This window comes from Sediminihabitans luteus (assembly GCF_002797595.1).
GTDB lineage: Bacteria > Actinomycetota > Actinomycetes > Actinomycetales > Cellulomonadaceae > Paraoerskovia > Paraoerskovia lutea.
In genome coordinates, this window is sequence record NZ_PGFE01000004.1 from 25,250 (window position 1) to 41,053 (window position 15,804).

Genomic DNA, 15,804 nt, shown 5'->3' on the forward strand with positions numbered 1-15,804 from the left:
CAGATGTCCGAGATCAAGCTTGCCGCCGAGTCCCGCACCGAGTTCGGCAAGGGCGCTGCCCGCCGCATCCGTCGCGCCGACAAGATCCCCGCGGTCCTCTACGGCCACGGCACCGACCCCGTCCACGTGACCCTCCCGGGCCACGAGACGATGATGGCCTTCAAGCACTCGAACGCCCTCTTCTCGATCGAGATCGACGGCGCCAAGGGCCAGCTCGCGATCGCCAAGGACGTCCAGCGCGACCCGGTCCGCAACATCATCGAGCACGTCGACCTCCTCGTCGTGAAGAAGGGCGAGAAGGTCGCCGTCGACGTCAACGTGCACGTGACCGGCGAGTCCGCTCCCGGCACCATCCACGTCGTCGAGACGCAGACGCTCTCGATCGAGGCCGACGCCACCAACCTGCCCGAGTCCGTCGAGGTCTCGGTCGAGGGCCTCCAGGAGGGCGCGCACGTCACCGCCGGCGACGTCGAGCTCCCCGAGGGCGCGGTCCTCGTGACCGACCCGACCTACACCGTCGTGACGATCTCCGTCCCGCGCGGCGAGGTCTCCGCCGAGGACGAGGCCGCCGCCGAGGGCGACGCCGAGGCTCCCGCCGAGGCCTGAGCCCCACCCGCATGACCACCAGGACGCCCGTGCCGTACGGCACGGGCGTCCTGTCGTCCCGGGACGTCGGACGGCGTCCCCGCAGCAAGGAGCGCACATGAGCGACCGCTGGCTCGTCGTCGGCCTCGGCAACCCCGGTCCGCAGTACGCGGGCAACCGGCACAACGTCGGCCAGATGGTGCTCGACGAGCTCGCGCGCCGCACCGGGGCGACGTTCAAGACGCACCGCTCGCGCGCCGCCGTCGCCGAGGGGCGCCTCGGCACGCTGCCCGGCGGGGCACCCGGCCCGCGCGTCGTCCTCGCCAAGCCGTCCACGTACATGAACTCCTCGGGCGGCCCCGTCGCGGGGCTCGCCCAGTACTTCGACGTCCCGGCCGAGCGCGTCGTCGTCGTGCACGACGAGGTCGACATCCCGTTCGGCGACATCAAGCTCAAGGCCTCCGGCGGGGAGGGCGGCCACAACGGGCTGCGCGACATCACCAAGGCGCTCGGCACGCGCGAGTACGTGCGCGTGCGCGCCGGCGTCGGCCGCCCGCCCGGGCGCATGGACACCGCGGACTTCGTGCTCAAGGACTTCTCGGGCGCCGAGAAGAAGGAGCTCCCGTTCCTGCTCGACGACGCCGCGGACGCGGTCGAGGTCGTGATCGTCGACGGGCTGCTGGCGGCGCAGGGGAAGTTCCACGGCCGAGCCTGAGGTGCCGCCCGGCCGGGTGAATTCCGGCGGGCCAGGGTGAATTGTCCCCGGGAGCGCTCGTGCGGGTGGACCGCGCGGCTAGCGTGGCGGTGATCCGCCCTCGAACGCTCCGGGAGACACGTGGCACACGATCGCGACCGCCCGCTGAGCATCGCCATGGTCGGTACCCGGGGGGTGCCGGCTCGCTACGGTGGCTTCGAGACGGCGGTCGAGGAGATCGGCACCAGGCTCGCCGCGCGGGGGCACGCCGTCCGCGTGTACTGCCGACGAGGCAACTCCGAGGCAATGCCGGAGTACCAGGGGATGCGGCTCGTGACGCTGCCCGTGGTTCGGCGACGCTCGCTCGAGACGCTCCTGCACACCGGGCTCTCCGTCGGCCACCTCGCGAGCCACCGCACCGACGTCGCCTTCGTGTTCAACGCCGCGAACAGCCCCTGGCTCCCCGTCCTGCGCGCCGCGCGGATCCCCGTCGCGACCCACGTCGACGGGCTCGAGTGGAAGCGCGCGAAGTGGAGCGTGCACGGCCAGCGCTACTACCGGTGGGCCGAGGGCCGTGCGGTCCGGTGGTCGGACGCGCTCATCGCCGACGCCGACGGGATCGCCCGGTACTACGAGGACGAGTTCGGCGCGCAGACGCGGACCATCGCCTACGGCGCGCCCGCGGTTGCGCGCAGCGGGCTCGACCGGCTCGACGAGCTCGGCCTGCGCGCGGGTGGCTATCACCTCGTCGTCGCACGGTTCGAGCCCGAGAACCACGTGGACGTCGTGGTCGAGGGATACGTCCGCAGCAGCGCACGGCTCCCGCTCGTGGTGGTGGGCTCGGCCCCCTACTCGGACGCCTACACGGCCAAGGTCCAGACCCTCGGCGACGACCCGCGGGTCCACCTCCTCGGCGGGGTCTGGGACCAGGAGCTGCTGGACGGTCTCTATGCGGGCGCGGCGTCGTACCTGCACGGGCACTCTGTCGGCGGCACCAACCCCTCGCTGCTGCGAGCTATCGGTGCGGGGACGCCGACCGTCGCGTACGACGTCGTCTTCAACCGGGAGGTGCTGCGCTCGGCGGGGAGATACTTCCGCACGCCCGACGACGTCGCCCGTGCGGTCGAGAAGGTCGAGAGCGACCCGGCGTCCGCCCGGAGCGACGGGGCGGAGCTCTCACGCCGCGCGCGTGACTACGACTGGGACGACGTCGCCGACGGGTACGAACGGCTCGCGCGCGACCTCCTGCTGCGCGACGTGCCGGGCCCGCAGCGTGCGCGCCGGGCGGCGGGGCGATCTGACGCCCCGGCGGGAGCCCCGTCGTGACCGGTGGGCCGCGGCGCGTCCTGTTCGACGGCTACTGGTTCGGCCGGGGGCCCATCGCGAACCGGCTCGTCCAGCGCGAGATCGTCCAGGCATGGGCGAGTGCCTTCCCGCACGACGACGTCGTCGTCGCGCTCCGCGGACGCGAGCCGGAGCGTGCCGTGGACGTCCCCGCCGGCGTGAGGACGGTCCGGACCCGGCTCTACCCGCACGCGCTGTCGAACCTCGTCGAGCTGGGCGCGTTGGCGCGACGGACCGATGCGGACTGGGTGCTGAGCCACAACTACACGCCGTGGACGCGACGGAGGACGCTGACGTTCGTCCACGACGTGATGTTCGTCGACCACCCCGACTGGTTCAGCCGTCCCGAGCGCGCCTACTTCTCGCTCATGGTCCCGACGGCCCGACGGGCAGGCGTCATCGCGACGTCGACGGACACGGAGGCCCGGCGCATCCGTCGGGCGACCCGCGCACGACGCCCCGTCGTCCCGGTGGGGCTCGGCGTCGCGAGGACGCTGACGAGTGCCGAACCGGCCCGACCCGACGGACTCGACGGCATCGCCGACTTCGCGCTCTGCGTCGGACGGCTCAACGTCCGCAAGAACCTGGGAGCCGTCGTCGCGGCAGCGCGCGAGAGCCGATGTGTCACCGCGGCGTCCCCGCTGCTGGTCGTCGGCAGCGCCGAGCACAGCGGGCAGACGGCGGACCTGCCCGTCGACGTCCGCGAGCTCACGGACTCGGGCGTGGTGCGATTCCTCGGGCGGGTCACCGACGACGAGCTCGCGTGGCTCTACCGGAACGCCTCCGTCACGGCGTTCCTCTCGAGGGACGAGGGGTTCGGTCTCCCGGTCGTGGAGGCTCTGACGTTCGGCTCTCCGCTGGTGCTGAGCGACATCGAGGTCTTCCGGGAGGTGGCCGGCGACGCCGCACGGTTCGTGCCGCTCGACGCATCCCCTCGAGTCGTCGCGCAGGCACTCGACACGCAGTGGGGTCGGCCGGCGGACGCATCGAGCGTCACCCAGGTGCTCGACCGGTACACGTGGGCCGGCTGCGTCGCGCGGCTGCGCGCCGCGCTCGAGAGCGTCGACATATGATGCGGGACCACCCGGCACGCGTCGTCGTCGTGCTGGCTCACGAGCAGGACCCCGAGCGGTGGCGGGTGCGCCACGACGCCGGCGAGGTGGCCGACGCGACGCCCTACGGCTACGACACAGCGGCCTCGTGGTTCGACCTGCGCTGGGCGGCCTCGCACCCCGAGGGCCCGGTGGTCCGGCGGATCCGCAGCCGGATCGCCCTCCTGCTCGGTTTCGACCTGCTCCACGTCTGGCGCAACCGACGGCTCGTGCGGGAGTCGGACGTCGTGTGGACCCACACCGAGCGCGAGCACCTCGCGGTCGCCGCACTCCTCGTCCTCCGTCGCCGGGATCGCCGGCCCCGCGTGCTCGCGCAGTCCGTCTGGCTCTGGGACCGCTGGCCGACGTTCGGCGCGGTGCGACGTGCGGTGCTCGCACGTCTCCTGCGCCGCCAGGACGTCGAGGTGGTGCACAGCACGCTCAACCGGGCGGACTCGGAGCAGGCTGTCCCGGGACGCCTCGTCGTGAGCGTGCCGTTCGGGACCACGCCCCCGCGCGCAGCGCACGCGGAGCAGGGGGCCGAGGTGGTCGCGGTCGGGAACGACACGCACCGCGACTGGCAGACGCTCGCGGAGGCCGCCGGGCGGCTGCCCGCCCACCGGTTCCGGGTCGTCACCACGGCGTCCCGGGCGCGGCAGATCGCCTGGCCCGCCAACGTCACCGTGCAGGGCGCACGCTCGCGCGACGAGATCGAACGTATCTACGCGGCCGCGACGGTCGCCGTCGTGCCGCTGCGTGAGAACCGGCACGCCTCGGGGAGCACGGCGTGCGTCGAGGCGCGTGCCGCCGGGCTGTCGCTCGTCGTGTCTCGCACGGGCGGGATCGAACCCTACGCGGGCCCGGAGGCACGGATCGTGGTGCCCGGCGACGGTGCGGCGCTCGCGGACGCGATCCGCGACGCGCTGGCGGCGGAGCGCGACGCGGACCGCGCCGTGCGGGGGGACGGAGGTGTCGTGGCGCAGGGTCTGACCCAGGCGGACTACGTGCGCCGGTACGTCCTCGTCACGCAGTTCCTCCTGGGGGACCGCCCGTGGCCCGACGACGCGACCGCGCTCCACGAGGTCGTGGTGGACGTCCCGGAGGACTGAGTCGTCAGCTGCGCGCGTACTCCGCGTGCACGTGGCCGAACGACGCACTCATCATCCCGAATCCGCGGTGGACGGTCCGCAGGCCGCGAGCGTCGGACGTGAGGTCGTTCCGGAGACGTCCGTAGACGTGGCGCCCCACCCCGGCGACCACGCGCGCCGCGCCGCCGAGCACGCCCGTGACGCGGATCTGCGCGCGCGCCGTGCGCGACGTGCTGAGGGCGAGCTCGACCCGGACGGCGGAGTTGCCACCGTTGAAAGCACGCCGCATCGTCCAGGTGCGGGTGGTGCGCTCTGCGGGCACGAAGTCCTCGGTCTCCGACTCGTTGCACCAGACGATGCGACCCCCGCGCGAGACGAGGGTGCGGCTGAACAGCGTGTCCTCACCGCCTGCAAGTCCCAGGCCGGCGTCGAAGCGCACGTCAAGGTCCGCCGTCTGCACGGTGTCGACGAGAAGGTTCCCGGCCGCGGCCACAGGGATCTCGAGCCCTGTGGTCCGTGGCCGTCGGGTGAACGCGCCGGTCGCGAGCACCCACGGGTCGACGTCCTCGTCGAAGACGGAGATCACGCGGCCCATGACTGCTGCGGGGCGGCTCTCCTCCCAGACGCCGAGCAGCGTCGTGAGCCAGCCCTCGCGCGGGAGCTCGTCGTCGTCGATGAATGCGACGAGAGCACCGTCGCCGGCCTCGTCGAGCAGGCGGTTCCGGGCTGCGGCGATCCCCGGGACGGGTTCGCGCACGTATCGGAGGGAAGGCACGGTGGCGGCATCGACCGTGGCGAGGGCCGAGCCGTTCGGGTCGTTGTCCACGACGATCACCGCCGGTCTGTACGACGCAGGGATCTCGGCGAGACGTGGTCCGAGCGCGGCCAGCAGGCGCGCGAGCCGATCGGGGCGACGGAACGTCGGGATGCCGACGACGACGTGCCGCTCAGCGAGGGACCGGGGCGTCACTGCGGATGAACCTCATCTTTCCTCCGGTCGCAGGGATGTCGTCGACGAGCTCGAGCGTGACCGGGACGAGGTCGCGAGTGGCACGTCGGAGGGTCGCCTCGGCCCGTGAGATCGACTCGGAGGCGCTCGCGCCGTCGGCAGGGACGCACCGCAGGACGATCGAGTAGTCGTGGGCCTGGACGATCTCGAACTGCCGCACCGACAGCGGGGCGTGGTCGAAGATGTGGCCGAGCGCACCGGCGATCGTGGACCCGTCGGGGAGCCGCACGGCGTCCGAGCTCCGCCCGGCCACGACGCCGAGCCGGGGGAGTGGCCGGCCGCACCTGCAGGTCCCGGGCAGGATGCTGCTGATGTCTCCCAGCCGGTACCGCAAGACCGGGAACACCCGGTTGGTGAGGTCGGAGACGACGACGTCGCCCTCGGTCCCGGCGGGCACCGCACGGAGGTCCGGGGCGAGGATCTCGACCCGTCGCACGTCCGAGAACACGTGCAGGCCGGTGCGTTCGGCACACTCGCCGGCGATCCAGGGGACCTCGGCGCTGCGATAGTGGTCGTAGCAGGGCGCGCCGAACGCGGCCTCGATCTCCGCGCGGACGCCGGGCGCCAGCGGGGCGGCCGTCACGGCGACCGCGCGCGGCGGCGCGATGGTCAGACCGAGACGCTGCGACCGTCGGGCGACGTCGAGCACGGCCCCGCCGTAGCCGAGGAGGAACGGCGGCCTCAGACGGTTCCATGCGTCGACGAACTCGCGCGTCGTCTCGTCGGAGATGTGGAACGCGTCGAGCTGGACACGTCGGGACGGGAGCCACTGGAGGTCGTGGAGGAGGCGCTTGCGGCCTGTGAGCATGTGGCGGGTCACGATCCCGCGGTCGTCCCACGGCTCGATTCCCCACCAGTCGAACAGCCGCCACTCGAGGGCGCGTGCGGGGAAGCGAAGGTCCCGCAGGACGTGCAGCGGGAGACCGGTGCTTCCTCCCGTGCGAGACACCGCGCTGGTCCTCGCCGTCGCCTCGTCGCTCCTGAGCGTCTCGAAGTTGTCGCGGACGAGCGCCTTGTCCAGCAGCGGGAGCTCGGTGAACGCGGCCGGGTCGTCGAGGTCGGCCAAGGTGAATCCGGCGTCCGAGTAGAACTCGCGGTAGAAGCGGCTGTGCTGCATGGCGAACTGGGCGGCGCGCGCCGACCGCGCGGTGGTGAGGCGCTCGAGCTCGTCCGGCCCGGCGGCGTCGGCTGCGCGAAACTCGCGCAGCGCACGCTCGCTGTCGCGTCCCACGAGCCGGGTCTTGAGCCGGAAGGCTGCCCTGCGCATCATCGGTGATTCCCTCTCATCACGAACTCGCGGATGCTGCACGACGTCCAGGTCGGCGGATCTCGACGGCCCGCCGGTACGCCTCGGCGTGGCTCGGACCCGCAGACTCCCACGTCCGCAGCGAGAGGTCGGGCTCGTCGTCAGCGCCGAGCGTTCGCACGGCGTCGAGCGCGGCGAGCAGCTGGCCGGCGTCGAGCTGGCCCTCGAACATCTGGACCCAGACCGGTCCCACCTCCGCGGCGAGCGCCTCGTTGGGCGGGTTGCGCGGCACCAGGACCGGGCGCCCGAGGGAGAGCGCGGCGAGCACGCTCCCTGAGTTGTGCATGAACCGGTACGCGAGGACGACGAGCTCCGAGCTCGTGGCGAGCGCCACCAGCTCCTCGTCGGAGAGGAACGACAGGTGCATGGACACGTCGGGGAGATCGGCGGTCTCCCTGCGCAGGTCGTCGGCGAGCTCTGCGGTGCTCGGGCGTCCGCCGATCCGCAGCGAGATCTCCGCGCCGTTCTCGACCGCGGCGCGGTAGGCGGCGATGAGGGTCGCGACGCTCTTGTAGCGGCGGATGCCTCCGAAGTAGCCGAGTCTCCCCGGCACTCGCGCCTCACGTGGGACCGGCGCGAACCAGTCGCGGTAGTGGCCGTGCAGGATCAGCGTGTGCGGCTGGTCCGGCCCGAGCTCCGTCGTCCGGTTCAGCGTGATGCGATAGGACGTCGAACGGTCGATCGCGACCAGCACTCGGCGGGTCAGCGGGGCGACGTCGGGGAGCTCGACGTTGTGGACAGTCCGCACGACCGCGACGCGTGTGACCCGGTGGCGTGCCCAGAGCATGGCGACGAGGACGTGCTTGCCCGCGGTCTTCCACCACGTCGAACCCTGCAACTTGCCTTCGGGCCAGTGCCAGTGGAAGACGTCGTAGGCGCCGAGCAGTGCTCTTCCCCAGCTGAAGCGGTGGTAGTCGATCCCTGGCGTGCGACCCAGCTCACGATCGAGCTGGGTGATGTAGGGATTCGTCGTGGGCCTGGGCGCGCGGAACGACTGGACGACGCGGATCGGCTTCATCGTGCGCTCCTGGGCGCGCGGTCACGAACGACTCGGGCAGGAACCCCAGCGACCACGGAGTGCGGAGGAACGTCCGCCGTCACCACGCTGCCGGCGGCGACGACCGATCCGCGTCCCACCGTGACTCCCGAGAGCAGCATTGCGCGGGCTCCGATCCAGCAGTCGTCCTCGACGACCAGACGCCCTCGCTCGACGCCCTGCGACTTGATCGGAGCGGCGAGGTCGTCGAACCGGTGGTTCTCGGAGAAGAGCATGGCCCCAGGGCCGACCATCACGTCGGAGCCGATCGTGATCGTTCCGGAGCAGCCGACGAAGCAGCCCGTGGCAAAGCTCGACCGGTCGCCGACGGCGAGACCTTCGCCGATCTCCCCGCCGTAGTAGCTCGAGGGGCGGATCGCTGCCCTCTGCCCGATGGAGACGTCCTGGCCGAACCGGAGACCGCCGGTCGCGAGGCCTTGGACCTCTGCGCCGTCCTCGATCACGAGCCGACCCGCGTGGTGGACGTCCGCGAGCGACGTCAGCCGCGTGCCGCGCCCGATGAACAGGGGGCCGCCAGAGGTGCCGAAGAGCGGCTTGCGCAGCAGTCCGCGCGCGTACATCTCACCAGCCCGCGCCAGAAGACCCATCTCGGCACGCCGCGCCTGGGTGGGTGAGGCGGCCCCGCCGTACCGCGTCACCGGGGACCTCCTCGCGCCCGCACCAAGGCCCGGTACCAGCGCCGCGCCGACACGGCGAGGAGCAGGAGGTTGACCGCTGCGAGAAGCGTGTAGAGCAGGACAAAGATGGGGGTGAACGATGCAAGGACGAAGCTGATGCAGAGGAACCCGTAGTCCGCGGGCACGACGGCGAGCGAGTAGAGCGCCGACTCCCGGCCCCGGCGCGACGGTCCGGTGTCGGTCGCCGGGCCCGCCAGTCGCCGCAGGAGGTCGGCACCGACCACTCCGAAGAAGAAGCCGCTCGCGACGATGCCGAAGACGATCGGTACGAGGAGCCATGCGTCGTCGAGGTCGGTGAACCGGAACCACGAGACGAGGACGGCCGCGTGGATCGCCGCGGCCTTGAGGGCGTCGAAGAAGTGGTCGAGCCACTCGCCCGCGAGGCTGCCCGTGCCCGTGAGCCGCGCGAGCTGTCCGTCGGCGGAGTCGAGCGCGTAGCCCAGGACGAGGAGCAGCGTCACGACGAGGGAGGACACCAGGGTGGGTTCGTGCACCGCGATCGTGAGGATGCCCGCGAACGTGAAGAGGGCACTCACGAGGGTGACCTGCGTGGGAGTCATCCCCAGCACGGCCGCGCCCGCCGCGAGCGGTCGCCCGAGGGGCCGGTTGACGAAGCGGGAGTATGCGGGTGCCCCGCTCGACGACTTCTGCGCGTCACGAAGTTCGGTCATCGCGGTGGTGAACGCTGACATCCTCTTCCCGTCGCTGCGCTGTGGCGAGGTCGCGCCCGAACCCAAGGATCGTATCGACCACCTGCCCAAATGCCCCCGGACGGCCCGGGTGAAAGTGGGTCGGCACGGTGTACCTGCCCCTCGACATGCGGGATGCTCGGCGGAGCGCATCGGCACCGCGGAGGGGAGAGCGCAATGGTCGGCTCCCTGGCCGTCGTCGTCGTGAACTTCGGTTCGACGCACCTGCTGACGACGAACCTCGTCCGTGTCGTGCAGGAGGCGCGGCCGACGCACGTCGTGGTGGTGGACAACTTCTCCGACGACGCCGAGCGGCACGACGTCCGCGCCGTCGCGGAGGACGAGGGGTGGACCCTGGTCGCCCCGGACGAGAACCTGGGGTTCGGGGGCGGGGTCAACCGGGGAGCCGCGGTCGCGCTCGCCGCGGGTGCGACGGATCTGCTCGTCGTCAACCCGGACGCGTGGATCGACGGGAGGTCGGTCGAGCGCCTGGCGGCGCAGGCGGCCGATGACCGGCTCGTGATGCTCTCTCCCGTGGTCAAGACCTCGGACGGTCGGGTCTGGTTCTCCGGACTCGACGTCTACCTCGACGATGGGTCCATCCACGGCCCGCGACGCAGGGACGAGCTGGCTCCGCGGCCCTACGAGCCGTGGCTGAGCGGCGCATGCCTCTGGATCACCGCCGAGGCGTGGCAGCTCGTCGGAGGGTTCGACGACGCGTACTTCCTGTACTGGGAGGACGTGGACCTCTCGGTCAGGGCCCGACGACTCGGGATCCGGGTCGCCGTGGTCGACGACGCGGTCGCGGTGCACGACGAGGGCGGGACGCATCGCGACGGCCAGGCGCGCGCGGAGGCGAAGTCCGGGACGTACTACTACTTCAACATCCGCAACCGCATGGTCTTCGCTGCGCGGCACCTGGACGCGGCAGGAGTCCGCGCATGGCGCAGGACCTCGCTCGCCCAGGCGCGCGCGATCCTGCTGCGTGGAGGCAGGCGGCAGTTCCTGCGGCCCCTGGGTCCGCTGCGTGCCGCCGCGCGGGGGCTGCGGGACGGTCGACGTGCCGCGCGTACCCTCGCTCCGTTGCCGACGCGGGTCACAACACCATCTGACGAGGAGAAGACGCATGGCTGACTCGAGCCCCGACGGCACCGACGAGGGCAGCAGTTCGCGCCGTCAGAGGATGGTCCTGGTCGTTGCGGCACTCGCCGCCGTCGTCGTCCTGGTGCTGCTCGCGGTCTGGATCTTCGGTGGCGGGGACGACGACGCACCGGCGGACGGTCCGAGCGGCGGGACGACCGTCGGCGTGCCGACGTCGGCGGCGAGCGACGGCGCGTCGGCGGCCACCGAGAGCAGCGCCGACGAGTCCGACGACAGCGTGGGACCGTCGGCGGAGCCGACCTCGGACGCCGCGGCGGGTCCTGCCTCCGACGCACCCGTCGCGCAGGAGCTCGATCCCGTGGAGCCGACCGACACCGCGACCGGGGAGGACGGCGTCACCGCGGCGTTGACGAAGGTCGAGGCGGTCGACGGCGAGGCCGTGGCGCCGGGGGAGATCTCGGGCCCCGCGGTCCGCCTCACGGTCGAGGTGACGAACGGCAGCGACGAGGACCTCGACCTCTCTGGTGCGGTCGTGAACGCCTACGTGGGTCCTGACAGGGCGCCGGCAGGCACCCTCACGAAGCCTGGCGGCGTTCCGTTCGAGGGCGTCGTGGCACCGGGAGAGTCGGGGAGTGCGGTCGTGTTGTTCGACATCCCCGAGGAGCAGCGGGGCGACGTGACCGTCACCGTGGACTACCGGACGGGTACGCCGACGGTCGCGTTCCGTGGGGACCTGTCGATCAGCGGGTGATCTGTGTTTTCGCCCGCTCTCAGGCCAACTTCATCCTTTTCAAGAGCAGGCACGGAACTAGGGTGAGTCTCATTCGTTGGCCGACCTGAGCCCTCAGGTCTCAATGGGGAGAGTGCCCTGTGGCGATTCGACTTCCTTCTTCTGGCACGACCCCCCTGGCCCGCGAGAGCAGGACCGGGACGCGCCGCGCCGTCCTTGCAGCGGCGCTCGCGCTCGCGCTCGGACTCGGCACGGGTGCCACGGTCGTCGGCGCCGCTAGCGCCGACGCCGCGCCCGCACCCGCCGCTACGGTGGTGGCGGCCGCACCGGCGCCCGACACCTCGTCGGTCACCGCCGACCCGCTGCCGACCGCACAGATCAACGGGATCGTGTGGGCGCAGGCGATCGCGGGATCGACGGCGTACGCCGGCGGGAGCTTCACGTCCGCGAGGCCCGCGGGCTCGCCCGCCGGGAGCAACGAGACCCCCCGCGCCAACCTCATGCGGTACAACCTCGAGACCGGAGCGCTCGACGCGTCCTGGAACCCCGGTGCCAACGGCCGCGTGCTCGCCATGGCGGTCTCGCCCGACGGCACGCGGCTCTACGTCGCCGGTGCGTTCACGCAGATCGCGGGCCAGGCGAGGTATCGCCTCGCGGCCTTCGACACGGCCACGGGGCAGCTCGTCGCGAACTGGCGTCCCGGCACCAACACGACGGTGATCGACATCAAGGCGACGAACTCGACCGTGTACATCACGGGCGAGTTCACCAACGTCAACAACACGACGCGGTCGAAGGTCGCGGCGCTGAGCGCAGCCGACGGATCGCTGCTGCCGTTCGCTCCCGTTCTCGACGGCGGCTACGGCGGGCGGGCCATCGAGGTGTCGCCGGACGGCACCAAGGTCGTCGTCGCGGGGTCGTTCACGAGCACCAACGGTTCGACGAACCCCGGCCGAGGCATGGCGGCGCTGGACGCGACGTCCGGCGCTCTGCTGCCGTGGGCCGTCAACGCGACGATCCGCAACGCCGGCACCAACTCGGCGATCTACTCGCTCGCCTCGGACGGCGACAGCATCTACGGCAGCGGCTACGACTTTGGCGGGAGCAAGACCGACGACGACTTCGAGGGCATCTTCCGCGCCTCGTGGAGCGACGGCACGCTCGTGTGGATGGAGGACTGCCACGGCGACACGTACTCGGTGTACCCCTCCGCCGGTGCGGTCTACACGGCGAGCCACACGCACTACTGCGGAAACATCGGTGAGTTTCCCCAGACCGACCCGTGGACCGTGAACCACTCGCTCGCGTTCTCGAAGCAGCCCTCGGACCGCACGATCACCCCTGACCCGTACGGATACCGCAGCTTCACCGGCAAGCCCGCCGGCGCGCTGCTGCCGTGGTACCCGATCTGGGGCACGGGGTCCGTGTCCGGTGTCGACCAGGCAGGCTGGGACATCACGGGCAACGACAAGTACGTCGTCTACGGCGGCGAGTTCACGAGCGTGTCGGGCGTCAAGCAGCAAGGGCTCGTCCGCTTCGCCAAGCGTGGTGACGTGGCGGCCAAGGTCGGCCCGACCCTCCAGGGCGGCACCTACACGATCTCGACCCGATCGGTCGCATCGGGCCAGGCGCGCGTGTCCTGGAAGGCGAACTACGACGCGGACAGCCCCGAGCTGACGTACGAGCTCTACCGTCGCGGCGTCTCCAGCCCGGTGTACTCGACCACGTCGCGGTCCACCTACTGGGTGCGTCCGACGATGGCGTTCTCCGACACGGGCCTCACGGCAGGCACGTCGTACGACTACCGGGTGCGGGTGGCGGATCCGGACGGCAACTCGACCGTCTCCGACTGGACCTCCGTGACCGTCGCCTCGGCAGGGTCGACGACCGCGTACGACACGGCCGTCCTGGGTAGCGCACCCAGCAACTACTGGCCGCTCGGCGAGTCGAGCGGGAGCTCCGCGTACGACTGGGCTGCCGCGGACGACCTTGCACTGACCGGCGCGACCCGCGGGGCCACGGGCAAGGACGTCCCGGCCTCTGCCAAGGCCACGACCTTCTCGGGTTCCTCGAGCGGAGGCTCGACCGCGAGCGCGGTGCTGGGTCCGCAGACGTTCAGCGTCGAGGCCTGGTTCCGCTCGACGTCGTCGAGGGGTGGGAAGATCGTCGGCTTCGGCAGCTCGCAGACCGGTACTTCCAGCAGCTACGACCGTCACATCTACATGAGCAACGACGGACGTCTGACGTTCGGCGTGTACCCGGGTGCGGTCCGGACGATCTCGTCCGGCACGGGATACAACGACGGCGCGTGGCACCAGGTCGTCGGCACGCTCGACGCCACCGGGATGTCGTTCTACGTCGACGGCGTCAGGGTCGGCACGCGCACGGACACGACGTCGGCGCAGGCGTACAACGGCTACTGGCGCGTGGGAGGCGACAACCAGTCGAGCTGGCCTGACGCGGGCAGCTCGAACTTCCTCAACGGCACCATCGCGAACGTCGCGGTGTACGACAAGGCTCTCGACCGCACGGCGGTCGACGCCCACTGGACCGCGTCGGGTCGCACCTCCCGTCTCGTGCAGCCGCCGAGCGACGCCTACGGGCAGGCCGTGTTCGGGCTGGACCCGTCCCTGTACTGGCGGCTCGACGACACCTCGGGCTCGACGGCGTCCGACAGCGGACCCGACGACAACGACGGGACCTACTTCGGCAACGTCGTCAAGGGGCAGGCGGGTGCCCTGAGCGGCGCCAACGGCAAGTCCGTGCGATTCGCCCCGAACAACCAGACGCAGGGCGCCTGGGCGGCGACGGCGTCCGCCACGACCGCGCCGAGCGTGTACTCGCTCGAGACGTGGTTCAAGTCGACGTCGACGCGGGGCGGCAAGCTTGTCGGGTTCGGCAGCAGCAGGTCGTCGTTGAGCTCGAGCTACGACCGGCACCTGTACATGACCACGGGCGGCATCCTGAAGTTCGGGACGTATGCGGGCCAGGAGCAGGTGCTCGCGACGAGCTCGCCGATGAACGACGGCGCCTGGCACCACGTGGTGGCCACGCAAGGACCGAGCGGCATGGCCCTCTACGTCGACGGTGCGCTCCAGGGGTCGAACGACAAGTCGGCCGCCGAGGCGTCCACGGGGTACTGGCGCATCGGCGGCGACCGAGGCTGGGAGGGCGACAACTACTGGGCGGGCACGCTCGACGAGGTCGCGGTGTACCCCACGATCCTGACGGCCGCGCAGGTCGCCGACCACGCCGCTCTCGGGCGTGGCGAGGCGCCGAACCAGGCGCCGACGGCGGCGTTCAGCGCCACCAAGGACCACCTCGAGGTCGACGTCGACGCCGGGGCGAGCGCGGACTCCGACGGCACGGTCGACGGCTACGCCTGGGACTTCGGTGACGGGTCGGGCGGGTCCGGCGCGACGGCGTCCCACACCTACACGGCCGCGGGGACGTACACGATCACGCTGACCGTGGTCGACGACGACGGTGCGACGTCCTCCGTGAGCCACGACGTGAGCGTCGTCGCGCCGAACGTCGCCCCGGTCGCAGCGTTCTCCGCCACGCCGGATCACCTCGTCGTGAGCGTCGACGCGTCCGCGTCGACGGACCCTGACGGGTCGGGCCTCACCTACGCGTGGGCCTTCGGCGACGGGGCGACGGCCAGCGGTGTGACGGCCAGCCACACCTACGCCGCCGCCGGGACCTACGTGGTCACGCTCACGGTGAAGGACGTCGACGGTGCGTCGACCAGCACCAGCCGGGAGGTGGCCGCCACGGCGCCGCCGGCGGCGAACGTCCTCGCGCTCGACGACTTCGACCGGACGCTGACGAGCAGCTGGGGCACCGCGCAGGTCGGCGGTTCGTGGACCGTCCTCGGTGGGGCGCCTGCCTTCTCGGTCGGAGGTGGTTCGGGCGTGATGGCGCTCGCCCCGACGTGGACCCGCGAGGCACGGCTGGCGGCAGTCACCACCAACGCTGCCGTGGTCGACACGTCGTTCTCGTCCGACGTCGCGTCCCAGGGCGGCACGGTGAGCGTCAACCTGGTCGGGCGGCAGGTCGGCTCCGACAACTACGCGCTGCGTGTGCGGCTCGAGCCCGACGGCAAGGTGCGCCTCTACCTCCTGCGAGGGCAGACCCTGCTCGCCAGCCAGCTCCTGCCGGACAACTACGCGACGGGCACCGTGCTGAACGCTCGACTCTCGGTCGCGGGAACGAGTCCCACGACGCTCGCGGCGAAGGTCTGGGCACAGGGCACGACGGAGCCCGCGTCGTGGCAGACCTCGGCGTCCGACGTGACGGCCGCGCTGCAGGCGAACGGGACCACGAGCCTGCTCGTCGCGGTGAGCTCGGCGTCGACCAACCCGACGACCCGGATCGCGTTCGACACCTTCCGGGTGAGCGCGCCGCAGTAGCCGCGAGAGGACGCCCGGGGG

General features: G+C 71.7%; 13 protein-coding genes. 8 read left to right on the forward strand and 5 right to left on the reverse strand.

The features are described from left to right. The first annotated feature begins 3 nt into the window (after window positions 1-3). The 5 genes from CLV28_RS11630 to CLV28_RS11650 all read left to right on the forward strand — a co-directional run bounded on the left by CLV28_RS11630 (window position 4) and on the right by CLV28_RS11650 (window position 4,823). Window positions 4-606 (forward strand): 50S ribosomal protein L25/general stress protein Ctc, encoded by a 603-nt coding sequence (locus CLV28_RS11630; protein WP_100423511.1) that lies wholly within the window; start codon window positions 4-6, stop codon window positions 604-606. Between the two features lie 97 nt (window positions 607-703). After that, window positions 704-1,300 (forward strand): aminoacyl-tRNA hydrolase, encoded by a 597-nt coding sequence (gene pth / locus CLV28_RS11635; protein ID WP_100423512.1) that lies wholly within the window; start codon window positions 704-706, stop codon window positions 1,298-1,300. A gap of 156 nt (window positions 1,301-1,456) precedes the next feature. Beyond that, window positions 1,457-2,605 carry a DUF1972 domain-containing protein gene (locus CLV28_RS11640; protein WP_100423513.1) on the forward strand — a complete coding sequence of 383 codons (1,149 nt, stop codon included), beginning with the start codon at window positions 1,457-1,459 and terminating at the stop codon, window positions 2,603-2,605. Then, window positions 2,602-3,696 carry a glycosyltransferase family 4 protein gene (locus CLV28_RS11645; RefSeq protein ID WP_100423514.1) on the forward strand — a complete coding sequence of 365 codons (1,095 nt, stop codon included), beginning with the start codon at window positions 2,602-2,604 and terminating at the stop codon, window positions 3,694-3,696. The genes CLV28_RS11640 and CLV28_RS11645 overlap by 4 nt, the downstream gene beginning before the upstream one ends. Further along, window positions 3,693-4,823, forward strand: a complete 1,131-nt coding sequence (locus tag CLV28_RS11650) for a glycosyltransferase (RefSeq protein WP_100423515.1) — start codon at window positions 3,693-3,695, stop codon at window positions 4,821-4,823. The genes CLV28_RS11645 and CLV28_RS11650 overlap by 4 nt, the downstream gene beginning before the upstream one ends. Window positions 4,824-4,827: 4 nt before the next feature. Here the strand turns inward: CLV28_RS11650 and CLV28_RS11655 are convergent, their stop codons facing one another. From CLV28_RS11655 to CLV28_RS11675, 5 genes are read right to left on the reverse strand one after another with little or no spacing between them, the layout of a single operon-like run. Beyond that, window positions 4,828-5,772, reverse strand: coding sequence for a glycosyltransferase family 2 protein (locus CLV28_RS11655; protein ID WP_100423516.1), 945 nt, complete (start codon window positions 5,770-5,772; stop codon window positions 4,828-4,830). Beyond that, on the reverse strand, window positions 5,750-7,081 hold the full coding sequence (locus CLV28_RS11660) for a phenylacetate--CoA ligase family protein (RefSeq protein WP_100423517.1): 1,332 nt from the start codon (window positions 7,079-7,081) through the stop codon (window positions 5,750-5,752). Before CLV28_RS11660 ends, CLV28_RS11655 begins: the two co-directional genes overlap by 23 nt. Before the next feature lie 16 nt (window positions 7,082-7,097). Then, the gene (locus CLV28_RS11665) at window positions 7,098-8,135 is read right to left on the reverse strand and encodes a glycosyltransferase family protein (RefSeq protein WP_100423518.1); all 1,038 of its coding nucleotides are present in this window, start codon (window positions 8,133-8,135) and stop codon (window positions 7,098-7,100) included. After that, on the reverse strand, window positions 8,132-8,812 hold the full coding sequence (locus CLV28_RS16090) for an acyltransferase (RefSeq protein ID WP_100423519.1): 681 nt from the start codon (window positions 8,810-8,812) through the stop codon (window positions 8,132-8,134). Before CLV28_RS16090 ends, CLV28_RS11665 begins: the two co-directional genes overlap by 4 nt. Beyond that, on the reverse strand, window positions 8,809-9,543 hold the full coding sequence (locus tag CLV28_RS11675; protein WP_100423520.1) for a CDP-alcohol phosphatidyltransferase family protein: 735 nt from the start codon (window positions 9,541-9,543) through the stop codon (window positions 8,809-8,811). Before CLV28_RS11675 ends, CLV28_RS16090 begins: the two co-directional genes overlap by 4 nt. Window positions 9,544-9,717: 174 nt before the next feature. Between CLV28_RS11675 and CLV28_RS11680 the strand changes: the two genes are divergently transcribed. From CLV28_RS11680 to CLV28_RS11690, 3 genes are all read left to right on the forward strand, one after another. Then, window positions 9,718-10,674 carry a glycosyltransferase family 2 protein gene (locus tag CLV28_RS11680; protein ID WP_100423521.1) on the forward strand — a complete coding sequence of 319 codons (957 nt, stop codon included), beginning with the start codon at window positions 9,718-9,720 and terminating at the stop codon, window positions 10,672-10,674. After that, window positions 10,667-11,392 carry a hypothetical protein gene (locus tag CLV28_RS11685; RefSeq protein ID WP_157802625.1) on the forward strand — a complete coding sequence of 242 codons (726 nt, stop codon included), beginning with the start codon at window positions 10,667-10,669 and terminating at the stop codon, window positions 11,390-11,392. Before CLV28_RS11680 ends, CLV28_RS11685 begins: the two co-directional genes overlap by 8 nt. Before the next feature lie 119 nt (window positions 11,393-11,511). Further along, window positions 11,512-15,783, forward strand: coding sequence for a LamG-like jellyroll fold domain-containing protein (locus tag CLV28_RS11690; protein ID WP_157802626.1), 4,272 nt, complete (start codon window positions 11,512-11,514; stop codon window positions 15,781-15,783). The last annotated feature ends 21 nt before the right edge of the window (window positions 15,784-15,804 follow it).